Genomic DNA, 15,047 nt, shown 5'->3' on the forward strand with positions numbered 1-15,047 from the left:
TCATCTCCAAATCTATTTTTTAATATTTGTTATATCATTTTCTAATTTATTTTTGTTATAGTCATTTATCATATCTTTAAGAGTAATCGAATCTATAACATCTTCTATACCCTTTTTCATCTTTTCCCAAACTATTTTTGTTACACACATGTTTGAGTTTTCACATACATCTTCATCTAGTACACAGTCAGATAATGCAACTGGCCCTTCTAATACTACAAGTATATCTCCTACTGTTATATCTTCAGCATTCTTTGAAAGTAAATAACCCCCTTGAGCACCTCTTACACTTTTTACTAGACCCGATTTTTTTAAAGATGAAAATATTTGTTCTAAGTACTGATCTGATATTTTCTGCTTCTTAGCAATAAATTTTAATGATACTGGTCCATTATCTTGATTTAATGCCAATTCAAACATTGCTTTTAATCCATATCTACCTTTAGTAGACAACTTCATATATTATCACCTCTATATAGAAATCTAATTCATACTGTTTTAGTAGGAATTACTTTCAAGATAATTTTATTATACCCTACTAATTTTGTCAAGATTAATTTTAATTTTTTATTTTGAATAAATTCCCCATTTTCCAATATTTTCAAATCCTAGTTTTTTATATATCTTTCCAGCTTCTTCATTATCATAAAACAAACAAGGTATTTTGTTCTCTTTTAATAGTTCTGAACATAGTTTAATTAGGCACTTTGTAGCAAGTCCTCTAGCTCTATATTTAGGATGTGTTCCTACTCCAACTATCATTGCATGGGTCTTATTTTCTGAAGTACTCTTTGCCATTGACACTACTTGCTTATTAATCTCTACACAATATCCTCTACCTGTTCTTAATCCATTTTTTAAATTGTCTAAAGTTGTACTGTGAAATTCATCTATCAAATCATAAAGCCTTACTGTTTTTTTTAGATTTCCAAGCCTAATTCTCTTAACCTTTTCTTTACAATTATTATCTATCAAAAACTTTTTAGTTTGAAGTTTGCAAAAATCAACTATCTTTAAATTATTAAGTCCTAATCTCTTTGCTAAGGCATCTACAGCACATATTTTTCCAGAAATTTCTTCATAATTAGTATTACAAAGTAGATTATAAAAACCTTCCACATCATACTCTCCATCAGAATAAAACATAAGGAATTCAAAATACTTAAGTAATACTGCCTTCATTTCACCTTGTTCATCTATATCTGCCCATATATTTAAAAAATTACTTCCATATCCATACCTTTCAATATCCCCTATTATAAATAAATTGTACTCAGGTTCTTTTTTTAAGTATTTCATAACTCTACTATGATAAGTTGAGTTAAGTTTTATAATCATAATATCTACCCCCGATACATAAAGTTCAGTTTAAAAATCACTATCTATATATTCTAAATATTTTTTTATATTTCTCTCAGTTTTATTTTCTTGTGGTATGTAATAAATACTATCTTTTATGCTATCTGGTAAATACTGTTGCTTTACATAATGATTTTTAAAATTATGAGGATATTTGTATCCACAACCCCTACCTATCTCTTTAGAACCAGAATAATGAGCATCTTTTATGCTATTTGGTATATCCTTAACAAACTCTTTATCCAATTCATCCATAGCTTTCATTATTGCTATACATGCAGAATTAGATTTTGGAGATGTAGCTAAAAGAATAGTAGCTTCTGCTAATGGTATTTTTGCTTCTGGAAATCCAAGTTGCATAGCTGAATCTACACATGCCTTTACAATCACAATAGCATTTGGATAAGCGAGTCCTATATCTTCACTAGCTATTACCAAAAGTCTCCTACAGATACTTATCAAATCCCCACCTTTTATAAGTCTTGCTAGATAATGTATAGATGCCTGTGGGTCACTTCCTCTTATAGATTTTTGAAATGCACTTAAAATGTCATAGTGACTATCACCATTTTTGTCATAATTTATAATCTTATTAAATGTAGATGCCTTTATTACATCTGAATCTATATAAGTTATATTATCTTTATTTGGTTTAGTTGAATAAACCACCATTTCCAAAGTATTTAAAGCTCTTCTCATGTCTCCATCAGAAAGAATAGCTATATCTTCAATAGCATCCTTATTGCACTCAATATCCATATAACTATCTTCATTTAATACCTCAACAGCCCTTTTTAATCCTTTTTCTATGTCAATTTTTTCTAAAGGTTTAAATTCAAATACAGTGGACCTACTTAAAAGAGCTTTATATACATAATGATATGGATTTTCTGTAGTGCTAGCAATCAAGGTTATACTCCCATTTTCCATAAATTCTAATATTGATTGTTGCTGTTTTTTATTAAAGCTTTGTATTTCATCTATATATAATAAAACTCCATTTATGTTATTTATACTTCCAAGTTCTGATATTACCTTTTTTATATCTTCTAAAGATGAATTAGTAGCATTTATTTTATAGAAACTTTTATTACTTCTTTCTGCTATTATTTCTGCCACTGTAGTTTTACCAACACCAGGAGGGCCAAAAAATATCATATTAGGCAAAAAATTAGATTGTAATATCTTAGACAATATTTTTCCATTACCTATTATATGACTTTGACCTATTACGTCATTCATTATTTTTGGTCTTATTTTATCTGCTAAAGGCATCTTATCACTCCTTTTTAATATACTCTATAACTATTTCAATAATTCGTCTAAAAAAGGTACCTATTTGAAATAGATACCTTTTCTAATCTCAATCTACATAACATAGACTATTGATTGTTTTTTAATTTTTTTAATTCATCTGTAAGCTTGTCATTAAGTATTCTTATATGAGTACCTTTCATACCTAATGATCTTGATTCTATCACACCTGCACTCTCAAACTTTCTAAGTGCATTTACTATTACTGATCTAGTTATACCAACTCTATCAGCTATCTTACTTGCTACAAGTAAACCTTCTTTACCATCTAATTCAGCAAAAATATGCTCAACTGCTTCAAGCTCGGAGTAGGACAGAGTGCCGATTGCCATTTGAACTACAGCTTTCTTTCTCATTTCTTCTTCTAATTCTTCGCCTATTGCTCTTAATATTTCAAGACCAACAACAGTTGCACTATATTCAGCTATTACTAAATCATCATCATTGAATGAGTTTGAATATCTTGAAAGTACTAATGTTCCTAATCTTTGACCACTTCCTAAAATTGGAACTACTGTAGTATATTTTTGTAATCTTCCATGTTCTTCAGGAAAGATTTCTAATATCTTCTCACCATTTAAATTTTCTAATGTTTCATTAATTTTTAACACATTTTGAGTATATTCATCTGAAAATTTCTTTTGTTTAGTATACTCATCTTCTATAACTGAACTGTCTTGAGCATCATTTAAATGAAGACCTAATACTTTACCTTTTGCACTTACTACATAAACATTAGAATTTAAAACATCTCCTAATGCTCCGGCCAGTAAATCAAAAGAGACACTACTTCCACCACTTGTTTGTAATGTTTTATTTATTTTCCTTGTTTTTTGTAACACTTCACTTGCCATTTAATCATCTCCTCATGAAATTTAGGCCTTTTAATAACCTTTTATATTTTCTAATATTATTCTCACTTTTAATGAAAATTTATTTTTCTATTAGTTGTTTACACTTGAAAGATTATCATAGATTGGAACCTTTTTCAAGAGAATTATGTGATTTTTTTCAATTTTCACTCTTTTCCGTCATTATGCTCTTTTGGCTCTTTATTACATTCTTTATTAGAACATACTGTTTTTGTTTCAGATTTAGTCACTTTTTCAACCATATATGAACCACACTTCTCACAAAACTCTCCTGTTGGCTTATTCCAAGCTACAAAGTCACAGTTCGGATAATTAGAACATCCATAAAAAGCTTTACCTTTTTTAGATTTTCTAAGTATAATATCTCCTTCTTCACATTTTGGACATTTAACACCAATTTTATTCATTATCGGTCTAGTTGTTTTACAATCAGGATAGTTTTTACAAGCCATGAACTTTCCAAATCTACCATATTTTATAACCATATTAGAACCACAGTTCTCACATATTTCATCAGTTTCTTCATCCATATTTACTTTTTCTATATTTTCTAGTGCTTCTTCAATGGCTTCTTTAAGCGGTGCATATGCTTTAGATACAATTTCCTTCCAATCTGTATTTCCATCTTCTATAACATCAAGTTTACTTTCCATATCAGCAGTAAAATCTACATCTATAAATTTATGAAAATTATTTTCTAAAATATCAGTAACTATTATTCCAAGTTCGGTTGGACATAAACTTGTTCCTTGCTTTTCAACATATTCTCTATTTAATATAGTAGCTATTGTTGGGGCATACGTACTTGGTCTACCTATACCTAGCTCCTCTAGTGTTTTTACTAAACTAGCTTCTGTATATCTTGCTGGTGGTTGTGTAAAATGTTGGTCTGGTAATATATTTTCTATATTTAATATATCCCCTTTTTCTATACTTGGCAAAATTTTATCTTCTCTTTCTGAAAAGTTGTATACTTTTGTATAACCATCAAATTTCATTTTTGAACCAGTTGCTTTAAATACGATATCTCCTATTTTACATTCTACATTTAATATATCAAATACTGAATCCTCCATTTGACTAGCTACAAATCTTCTCCAAATTAAATTGTATAACTTGTACTGGTCTTTGCTCAATGAAGCTTTTATACTATCAGGAGTTCTATCAACAGAAGTTGGTCTTATTGCCTCATGGGCATCTTGAACCTTTTTAGCCTCTTTTTTTTCTTTTTTATCACCAGTGTTTTTATAGTAGTTTTCTCCTAGATTACTTACTATATAATCTTTAGCTTTTTCTTTTGCTTCATCAGATATTCTTTTAGAGTCAGTTCTTATATATGATATAAGACCAACAGTACCTTCACCTTCTATGTCTATACCTTCATACAATTCTTGTGCTATCATCATTGTTTTTTTAGTAGTAAAAAATAGCTTATTTGCTCCTTCTTGTTGAAGCATACTTGTTGTAAATGGTTTTGGAGCAGATTTACGTCTTGATTTAGATTCTATCTTCTCAACTTTTAAATCTTTCCCTTCCATTTCTTTTAGTATTTCATTTACAGCCTCTTCATTTTCTAATTCAATTTTTTCATCATTCTTACCATAAAATTTCAAAGTTATATCTTTGTCTTTTGCTGTCTTTGCTTCAACATCTATTGTCCAGTATTCTTTTGGAATAAATGCTTTTATTTCTTTTTCTCTATCACAAATTAATTTTGTTGTAACAGATTGCACTCTACCTGCACTAAGACCTTTTCTAACCTTCTGCCATAATATAGGACTTATTTGATAACCTAAAAGTCGGTCCAATACCCTTCTTGCCTGTTGTGCATCAACCAAATTTATATCAATATTTCTAGGATGCTTAATTGCTTTTTTAATTGCATCTTTAGTTATTTCATTAAACTCTATTCTACAATCCTCAGATTCATCTAAATTTAGTATATGAGCTAAATGCCATGATATAGCTTCACCCTCTCTATCAGGGTCAGTTGCTAGATACACTTGTTTAGACTTTTTAGCTTCTTTTTTTAATTCCTTTATTACATCGCCTTTTCCTCGTATGTTTATATATTGAGGTTCAAAATTATTTTCTATATCTACACCTAATTTACTTTTAGGTAAATCTCTGACATGACCAACTGATGCTTTAACTGTGTAATGACTTTTTCCTAAAAATTTTTCTATAGTTTTAGCTTTTGCAGGCGATTCTACGATGACTAATGTTTTGGCCATAAAACCACACACCCCCACTACTTAATCTTAATTTATACATTTAAACTGTACGTTTTATTATTCATTTCTACTACTAACTCATTTAGTACTAATTCATTAATTATTGAATTTACATACTTTATTTCTATACCAGTATAATCACAAATACTATCTATATGCAAGTTTCCTTCTCTTTTTATAGCTTCAATTATTTGCTTAGACTTGGCATTTAAACTTATATTATCATATTTTTGATTTATTTTTTTATCAACAATATTAAATATGTTATATTCATTCAAAATATCCTCTATATTTTCAATTAATTTTGCACCTTCTTTTATAATTTTATGACAACCTCTACTCATTTGAGAATTTATATTACCTGGTACTGCAAAAACATTTTTTCCATGCTCAAGAGCAAAATCTACTGTGATTAATGCACCACTTTTTATGGCTGCCTCTACAACAACTACTCCATCACTTAATCCACTAATAATCCTATTTCTATTAGAAAAATGGTATGGGGCTACTGTCGAGTTAATATTATACTCTGATAATAATAATCCCCCATTTTCTAATATTTTATTTGATAAATGTAAATTTTGTTTTGGAAGAGGATTGTCTACTCCTGAACCAAGCACTGCTATAGTTTTAGATTTTCCATTCATGCAACCTATATGTGAGTATGCATCTATTCCTATAGCTAATCCACTTACTATATTAACTCCATACTGGGATAGTTGACAACTCATTGTTTTTGCACAATTAATTCCATAGGCTGTAGGTTTTCTTGAACCCACTATAGCTATATTAAAATTATTATTAACTAAATCTATGTTACCTTTATAAAATAATAACTTTGGAGCATTGTATATATTCTTTAATTTTTCAGGATATTCTTTGTCATATTGACAAATATACTTAATTGATTTTTTATAAAGTAGTTCTTTTATATTTTCTAAATAAGCGTGACCTCTATATTTTACTATACTTTTTCTAATATTCAAGCTTATATTTTTTAAATTATATATTTCTTTTTCAGAAAAATCAAATATATCCTCAATATTTACTATTTCATTTTCTATTATTTCAATCGTTTTTGTTGTTATTCCACTAATTGATTTCAACCACAAATAAGTATCTCTTTTTTCCATAAAATCCACCTCAAAAACTTATTTAAAATAATTATAATAAGCCTTTCTAAATGAAAAAGCTTCTATAATACACTGCGAATTTATTAATTCTATTTCCTCCAAATCCGCTATTGTCCTTGCCATTTTTAAAAGTTTTGTATAACTCCTACTGCTTAGGTTATATTTATTAAATATTATCTCAGCCGTTTTTGAAGCTTCTTTTTCCAGTCTACAATAGTTTAATAAATTGTAAGCTTTAATTTCACTATTATTTTTTATATTATCTTTCTTAAATCTATTTATCTGTATTTTTCTAGCATTTTCTACTCTTCTCTTTATTTTTTGAGAACTTTCTTCTTGTTTTGAAGAATTAAAATCAGAATATTTTATAGAATTAACTTCTACAAAAATGTCAAACCTATCTAATAATGGACCTGATATTTTATTTATATATCTATCAATTTCGTTACTTCTACATCTACACTCTGTTTCTGACATATAATAACCACATGGACATGGATTCATAGCTGCAATTAACAATACTCTACAAGGATATTTTGCATTGTACTTTACTCTAGATATATTTACATATCCATCTTCTATAGGTTGTCTTAAAGTCTCAAGTATTTTTCTATCGAATTCAGCTATTTCATCCAAAAACAAGATACCTCTATGTGCTAGTGCAACTTCTCCAGGCCTTGCATCTATTCCTCCACCAATTAAGGATTGCTTTGTAGTTGTATGATGAGGTGCTCTAAAGGGTCGCTTATCAATTATTCCTTTATTTTCATTTATCATACCTAGTACACTATAAACTTTACTTACTTCTATCATTTCTTCTATACTTATATCTGGTAAAATCGTCCTTACTCTTTTTGCAATCATAGTTTTTCCTGAGCCTGGAGGTCCAATCATAAGTATATTATGATTACCAGCTGCTGCAATTTCTGCACTTCTCTTTACGAAGTAATTTCCTCTTACATCTTTAAAATCTTCATCATATTTATTTTCTTTTATACTATAAGCCTTAATATATTTACAACCTTTATAATTATAATCTTTTTCTAGCTCTTTACTATTTTTTTCTAGCTCATCATCTAAAAAAGACATTATCCTTTCTTTATCGACTCTTATTTCTTCATTTAAAAAATCAACACATTCTTTTAAACTTCTAATAGGAATTATATCAATCTCATCTACAAATAAACTTTCTTTTATATTCTCAATTGGTATAAAAATACGTTTTATATTTTGAGTTTTTGCCCCCATAATTATAGGCAATATTCCTCTTACTTTTCTTATTTTTCCATCTAATGACAACTCTCCTATAAACATACTTTCTCTTATGTAATTTTCATCCTTTTTTATTGACTCTCTTAAAAGACCTATACTTATAGATAAATCTAAAAAAGCTCCTTCTTTTTTTATATCTGCTGGCGATAAATTTACAACTATTCTCGTACTTGGAAATTTATATCCACTATTAATAATTGCTGATTTTACTCTCTCTCTTGACTCTTTGATTTCCTTACTTGGAAGACCAACAATGTTAAAGCTAGGTATTCCATTACTTATATCAACTTCAACCTTTACCAAAAAGCTATCTATTCCTACTAAATTGCTTGAGTTAATAATACTTAACATATTTAATCCTTTCCAAAAATTTTATATTTTTTAAAAAGCATTCATTATGTGATTTATTCTTTTTTCTAATAAATAGACCTCTATAATATCAAATCTTATGGGAGTGTTATGTAAGTTATTTTTTATAATATAGTACTTTGCAACATCAATTATCTTTTTTCTCTTTTTAAAACTTACAGATTCACAAGGATAGCCATACTTTATTGTCGTCCTTGATTTCACCTCCACGAATACAATCTCATTACCTATACTTGCTATTATATCGACTTCTCCTATCTTTAATCTGTAGTTTTTTTCTAGTATCTCTACACCCTTTGATAACAGATAATTAACTGCTATTTCTTCTCCAAAATCACCTTTTTCTTTATTATTCATTGTTTACTCCAATACACTAAATTTTTACTTTTAAATTATGGTCAGTATACAATTTAACTATTCAATTTTTTTAAATTGATTTTATCTCCATGAATATTAATAAATACTTCTATTGACTTTATTCTGCTATGATATTATTCTAGTTTTCATAGATAAAGTTTATTTTTATGGAGGAAGGTCTTTAATGAAGAGAAAAAAATTAGTTATTTTTATACGATATTTATCTCTATTTATGTTAGTTGTAAGCTATTTGAACAATGTTGAAAATACATTATATCCAATTATGACCATGATAATATTATTTTTAATTATAATAAATAATCAAGTTAGATTTTTTTCTTTATCAAATGAGAATAAATTTGTACTTATTTCTTATTTTTTAGAACTTACTTTAATTTTTATATTGTGTAATTATACAAAAGCTTTTAATTCTCTTTACTTTGTTCCTTTAATTTTAGATACATCATTTTTAATAAAGGAAAAATATAAATACATATTATTCTCTTTCATTATAATATCTTCTTTTATTATTAGTTTAGATAAAAATATATATTTAGCACTAGAATCGAGTTCTATATTGTTAATTATAACTATACTTTCTATATATCTAGAAAGTGAGAATTTATCAAAATTATACAATCAAAATCTTTATGATAAACTCAGAATTTCTAAAGATGAACTAAAGAAAGCTAATGCTGATTTGGAAATTTATGCAAGTTCTATAGAAGAATTAGCAATCTTAAAAGAAAGGAATCGAATATCAAGAGAAATACATGATAGTGTAGGACATTCTCTTTCTACAACAATAATACAATTAAATGCTATAGAAAAACTCTTAAAGGACAAACCTCTAATTTCTGATTTAGTACATGAACTTAGAGAATTTGTAACTGAAAGTTTTCAAGATGTAAGAAGGGCTATATCTGAACTAAAACCTGTTGAATATGAAAATTACCAAAATTTATTTAAAATCAAAGAGCTCGTTAAAAGCTTCATTAAGCTTACAAATATCAATGTTAGATTAACTATATCTAAAAATACTTGGAACCTATCTAGAAATCAATCTATAGCTTTATATAGACTTATTCAGGAATCGCTTTCCAACTCATCAAGACATGGAAAAGCAACTGAAATCAGAATTTTTATGACATTCAATCCTTCAAATCTTATAGTTACTATTAGTGATAATGGTATAGGATGTGGCAATATAAAAAAAGGAAATGGGCTTAGCAGTATTAGTGAAAGAATATATGAATTAAATGGTAAAGTTGAATTTGATAATTCTAATAATGGTTTCACAACTAGAGCTTCTTTTCCTAAATTTTCAGGGGGTGATTTTTTTGAATAAAATCAAAGTTCTTATAGTAGATGATGAAAAATTGATTAGAAAAGGTCTTAAAATTATTTTGTCATCTTATGATGACTTAGAAATTGTAGGAGATGCTTCTAATGGATATGAGGCTTTAGAATTCTGTAAAACAAACGATGTAGATATAGTTCTTATGGATATACGAATGAAGGTTTGTGATGGAGTTCTAGGTACAAGGCTTATAAAAGAATATAATAGTTCTATAGCATTATTAATTTTAACAACATTTAATGATGATGAATATATAAAAGATGCTATGAAATTTGGAGCTTCTGGATATCTTTTAAAAGATAGTTCTGATGAGGTATTACATGAAGGTATTCGTTCTTCATTTTTTGGCAATATTGTACTTGATAAAAGTGTAGCTGAAAAAATTATGTCCTCTGAAAAAACAATTGAACAAGAGCATATTTATGACATGTACAATTTAACAGAAAAAGAAATATCCATAATTAGATTAATTGCAAATGGACTTAATAATAAAGAAATAAGCCAAGAGTTATTCTTATCTGAAGGTACAATAAAAAATAACATAACTAATATTTTAGGAAAACTAGAACTTCGTGACAGAACTCAACTAGCAATCTTTGCCTTCAAAAATAAAATCGTAATATAATAAATCTAAAAATATAAAGTGACTTAAGTCACTTTTTTTAGTGACTTATAGTAATAGAATTATAGTTTATAATTCTTTATTATAGTATTATAGATTTTTAACTTATACAAAATTATTTTGGGAGGTATTATTATGGATATAGTCAAAGTAAATAATATAACAAAAAGATTTAATGATAAACTAGCACTTGATAATATCAGCTTTTCTGTTAAAGAGGGCGAGATATTTGGGCTTATTGGCCCAAATGGTGCAGGTAAATCTACACTTATAAATATAATTACAAATCTTATGTTGCCAAACAGTGGTAGTATTCAAATCAATGGTTTAGATTTGTCAAAAGATTATATAAAAGCAAAATCTATAATAGGATTGGTTCCACAAGAATTAGCACTTATAGAAGCTCTTACTCCTTTTGATAACTTAGAATACTTTGGAGCTTTCTATGGTTTAAAAGGAAAGTTACTTCAAGAAAGAATCAATGAAGCATTAGAAGTCATAGGTCTTACTGAAGTCAAAAAGAAAAAGGTCAAAAAATTGTCTGGTGGTATGCAAAGAAGATTAAACATTGGGATAGCACTCTTAAATCATCCTAAAATATTAATATTAGATGAACCAACTGTGGGTGTCGACCCACAATCAAGAAATCACATTTTCAATTTTATAAAAGATATATCTAAAAAACAGAAAACTACTGTAATATATACTTCTCACTATATGGAAGAAGTTGAACATCTTTGTTCTAAAATTTTTATTATGGATGAAGGTAAAGAGATTGCTTTTGGAGATAATGATTATTTAAAATCATTAGTATCTACAAATACAAAATTAATTATGGAAATAAAAAATATAAATGCTCAACTTATCTTTGATTTAAAAAATACTAAAGGTGTTATATCTATTTTAGAAAATAATTCATTAGTAGAATTGGATATAGATAAAAAATTACAACTTACAGATATACTCTCTGTTGTTGACAAAAACAATTCAAAAATAGTGCGAATTTCTTATGAAGAACCTAGTCTAGAAGATGTATTTTTAAATCTAACAGGCAAAAATTTAAGGGACTAGTGGGGGTGATTTTATGAAATTATACATGAGTATAAAAACTATGCTAAAAGGTTTAAGAAGCTCCTTTATACTTAACTTAATATATTTTTTAGCTTTGCCTTTGATTCTAGCTTGGTTTCTTGGAATGGTTACAGAAAGCATGTTTCAAAATCCTATACAAACAGACCCTACATCAATTGTTATATATGATAAAGATAACACAAAGCTATCAAATAATTTGACAACATTTTTAAAAAATGATTTATCTTCTGTATTAACAGTCCAAAAAGAAGACTCTAAGGCAGATTTAAAACTCACTATACCTAAAGGATATGAAAATAATTTATTAGATGAAAAATCAAACATTATAAATATAGAAAACCTTGGCATTCACAATGATATTACAGTATTACTTCAGGATATATTAGACACTTATCATGAAAAGATATATTTGAATAATTCTCAAAAACTAAGTTCAGAAGAGTTATCTAGCTTATTTAATAAGAGTTCTATTGATACTTCTACAATAAAAAATAATGTCAAACAAGATTCTTATGAATACTTTGCTTTAGTTTCACTAGGATTTCTTGTAATAATTTTTATAATGAACAATATTTTATCAAATTATATAAGTGAATCAAAAGGACTTTCAAAAAGGCTTTATTCTATGCCTATAACTAGAGTACAATTCTTAATTTATGACTTTGTAGGTTTATGGATTTATTCATTTATATTCTTGTTATTATATGTCTTATTCTTTAGAATTCTTGGAATAACATTTAAAGGTAATTTTGCTATATTGACCTTACTTTGCGCTTTATCATCTTATTTTATGACTTCAATATCTTCTTTTGTAACCAGCTTTTTTAGTAAGAAATATGGTACATTTATAGTTTATACATTACTCTTCCTACAGGCAATTTTTGGAGGCATTTTCAGTGTAGTAAATGATGTGTTTACTAAGTTTACGAGTTTATCTCCTACTTATTTAATAGGAACATTGTTCAGTGATTATGAAACATTTAAAACTATAGATTCGATAGGAAACTTAATTTTTACATGTTTAATTGCCTCTACAATATTGATTACGCTTACTATTATAAAAGAAAAATACAAATGGAGGGAGGTTTAATAATGATTAGATTAATTGTTGCAAATATAAAGAGATATATAAAAAATCATTCTCTTTTAATTAATATAGTTATGTTTCCTGTTATATTAATTTTTTCTCTTAACTTTTTTACCAATAACTCGGAAAATCAATCAATGTACTTTTCTCCAGTAGCAATTGTATCTGACTCTTCAGGAAAGTATGAGCATAAGTTAATAAATAGCTCTAAATTAAAAGAAAACTCATTTGAATTAAATGAGAAAGATAAGGCAATGAGTCTATTAAAAAATAATAAAGTTTCTGCTGTATTCGTCTTAGATGAAAATTTTTCAACTAATATAGATAACTTAAAACGACCTGTAGTTAAGTGCTTTAAAACTGAAAATGGTGGTGGTAGTCTTTGGGCAGAATCACAAATAGAATCTTTTATTGCTAACTCATTAAAATTAAAAGTGGATAAAAATATAGATGATAAATTGACCAAAACAAATATAATTGATAAAAAAACAGATAAGAATAAAAATTCATTTTTAGTAGTTTTCTTAATATGTTATTTTATGTATATTAATGCAGCACATCTTGCTTCTGATTTATTTACATTAAAAAAATCAAATGTACTAAAAAGACTTATTTCTACAAATCACAAAGATATAAAAATAATTTTTAGTATATTTTTAGGGTTATTTTTTATTCAATCAATTGCATACATTTTAACTTTAGTGTGTTTTACATTTATAGGAGACTTTAGATTAACTATAAATATATTGATGATTGTGCTAGCAAATAGTTTTGTTGCAACTGGATTTGTATTTTGGATAGCCAGAGTATTTAAAAGTGAAAATTCTATCAGTCTTATATCTACTTTTTATTCTTTAATAGGTCTGGCTATATCTATATCTAGTCTAATACCATCAATGGATAAATTATCATTTATGACTAATCTTTCAAAGCTTACACCATTTTATTGGACTATAGATGCAATTAAAAACAATGGTAGTATCTTAATAAATATAATAGTTCTAATACTGATTGGAATTATTTTCGTAACGGCAGGGAGTCTTAAATTACGAGATTTTGCTAAAAACTAATAATTACTAAGTATAATTCGTATCTAGTTTTATATAATGATAACAGGATATTTCAACATGTTAAATCATTTTATCTTATATTTTTATCTTTAATTTTATATATCCTCAAAGCTAAACTTAATATTATATATTAATATTTTTGACTTGTCAAGCATTTTGTGGTATAATAATAATTATTAGATAATTAAAGCATTGTACTCAAGTTGCAATATCTAAAATTAAGTTTGGAGGTACAATTAATATATGTATAAAATTGGTGAAAGTGTGATGTATCCAAAAGAAGGAGCCTGCTATGTAAATGATATTGTAACAAAAAAAATAAATCATCAGATGCAAAAATATTATGAATTAACTGTTATTTTCAATAGTAACCTTAAAATTTCGATTCCAGTTCTAAATGCTGACAAAATTGGTATGCGTCCAGTTATGGATGGAAATGAAGTTGATAATTTTATCCAATCTATTGATAGAACAGATGGTGTATGGATTTTTGATAGAAAACAAAGACTTAAACTATACCATGATAAATTTCATTCAGGAGATGTTTTTGAGATTGTAAAATTGATTAAAATGCTTATGATACAAGATTGTTCAAAACAATTATGTAGTACAGATAAGGACTTTCTAAATAAAGCTCAAAGATTTGCTTTATCAGAATTAGCTGCTGCTCAATGCAAATCTTATACAATCGTATTAGAAGAAATGAAAAAACATATACTAAATTCGGCAAATAATAATTAAACATATGTTTTTATTTAAATAAAAAACCTAAAATGGAGTGCCTCAAAGTGAACTTTTTAGTTCATGGGCACTCTTTTTTGTATGAAATCAAGTATATCTTAATCATTACCAACAGTGAAAAAGAGGCTTATCTGTACTGCACCCCAATTGTTGGACCAAAAATCT

Annotated in this window: 14 protein-coding genes; 6 read left to right on the forward strand and 8 right to left on the reverse strand. The window is 27.0% G+C overall.

Annotated features, from left to right (window positions below; genetic code table 11):
- Nucleotides 1-12: 12 nt before the first annotated feature.
- The 8 genes from KGF39_RS05580 to KGF39_RS05615 all read right to left on the reverse strand — a co-directional run bounded on the left by KGF39_RS05580 (nt 13) and on the right by KGF39_RS05615 (nt 8,910).
- Nucleotides 13-459: an RrF2 family transcriptional regulator gene (locus tag KGF39_RS05580; protein WP_003419409.1), complete on the reverse strand. Its 447-nt coding sequence runs from the start codon at nt 457-459 to the stop codon at nt 13-15.
- A gap of 108 nt (nt 460-567) precedes the next feature.
- Entirely contained in the window at nt 568-1,338 is a 771-nt protein-coding gene (locus tag KGF39_RS05585) for a GNAT family N-acetyltransferase (RefSeq protein WP_227821508.1), read from the reverse strand.
- A 30-nt stretch (nt 1,339-1,368) separates the two neighbouring features.
- A complete protein-coding gene (locus tag KGF39_RS05590) occupies nt 1,369-2,634 on the reverse strand; it encodes a replication-associated recombination protein A (protein WP_227821509.1) in 1,266 nt (421 codons plus the stop codon).
- A gap of 107 nt (nt 2,635-2,741) precedes the next feature.
- The gene (codY, locus tag KGF39_RS05595) at nt 2,742-3,527 is read right to left on the reverse strand and encodes a GTP-sensing pleiotropic transcriptional regulator CodY (protein WP_227821510.1); all 786 of its coding nucleotides are present in this window, start codon (nt 3,525-3,527) and stop codon (nt 2,742-2,744) included.
- Between the two features lie 164 nt (nt 3,528-3,691).
- Nucleotides 3,692-5,779 (reverse strand): type I DNA topoisomerase, encoded by a 2,088-nt coding sequence (gene topA / locus KGF39_RS05600; protein ID WP_227821511.1) that lies wholly within the window; start codon nt 5,777-5,779, stop codon nt 3,692-3,694.
- Between the two features lie 32 nt (nt 5,780-5,811).
- A complete protein-coding gene (gene dprA, locus KGF39_RS05605) occupies nt 5,812-6,912 on the reverse strand; it encodes a DNA-processing protein DprA (RefSeq protein WP_227821512.1) in 1,101 nt (366 codons plus the stop codon).
- An 18-nt stretch (nt 6,913-6,930) separates the two neighbouring features.
- Nucleotides 6,931-8,535: a YifB family Mg chelatase-like AAA ATPase gene (locus KGF39_RS05610; RefSeq protein WP_227821513.1), complete on the reverse strand. Its 1,605-nt coding sequence runs from the start codon at nt 8,533-8,535 to the stop codon at nt 6,931-6,933.
- 30 nt (nt 8,536-8,565) lie between these two features.
- The gene (locus KGF39_RS05615; RefSeq protein WP_054273271.1) at nt 8,566-8,910 is read right to left on the reverse strand and encodes a YraN family protein; all 345 of its coding nucleotides are present in this window, start codon (nt 8,908-8,910) and stop codon (nt 8,566-8,568) included.
- Between the two features lie 184 nt (nt 8,911-9,094).
- Between KGF39_RS05615 and KGF39_RS05620 the strand changes: the two genes are divergently transcribed.
- The 6 genes from KGF39_RS05620 to KGF39_RS05645 all read left to right on the forward strand — a co-directional run bounded on the left by KGF39_RS05620 (nt 9,095) and on the right by KGF39_RS05645 (nt 14,882).
- The gene (locus KGF39_RS05620) at nt 9,095-10,258 is read left to right on the forward strand and encodes a sensor histidine kinase (RefSeq protein WP_227821514.1); all 1,164 of its coding nucleotides are present in this window, start codon (nt 9,095-9,097) and stop codon (nt 10,256-10,258) included.
- A complete protein-coding gene (locus tag KGF39_RS05625) occupies nt 10,251-10,895 on the forward strand; it encodes a response regulator transcription factor (RefSeq protein WP_054273269.1) in 645 nt (214 codons plus the stop codon). The genes KGF39_RS05620 and KGF39_RS05625 overlap by 8 nt, the downstream gene beginning before the upstream one ends.
- Nucleotides 10,896-11,027: 132 nt before the next feature.
- A complete protein-coding gene (locus tag KGF39_RS05630) occupies nt 11,028-11,963 on the forward strand; it encodes an ABC transporter ATP-binding protein (protein WP_227821515.1) in 936 nt (311 codons plus the stop codon).
- A 13-nt stretch (nt 11,964-11,976) separates the two neighbouring features.
- Entirely contained in the window at nt 11,977-13,074 is a 1,098-nt protein-coding gene (locus KGF39_RS05635) for an ABC transporter permease (protein ID WP_227821516.1), read from the forward strand.
- 2 nt (nt 13,075-13,076) lie between these two features.
- Nucleotides 13,077-14,141 (forward strand): ABC transporter permease, encoded by a 1,065-nt coding sequence (locus KGF39_RS05640; RefSeq protein WP_227821517.1) that lies wholly within the window; start codon nt 13,077-13,079, stop codon nt 14,139-14,141.
- Between the two features lie 243 nt (nt 14,142-14,384).
- Complete coding sequence (locus KGF39_RS05645; RefSeq protein WP_054273265.1) at nt 14,385-14,882, forward strand: CarD family transcriptional regulator; 498 nt, start codon at nt 14,385-14,387, stop codon at nt 14,880-14,882.
- The last annotated feature ends 165 nt before the right edge of the window (nt 14,883-15,047 follow it).

The sequence above is a fragment of the Clostridioides sp. ZZV14-6345 genome (assembly GCF_020657775.1).
Taxonomy (GTDB): Bacteria; Bacillota; Clostridia; order Peptostreptococcales; family Peptostreptococcaceae; genus Clostridioides; species Clostridioides difficile_D.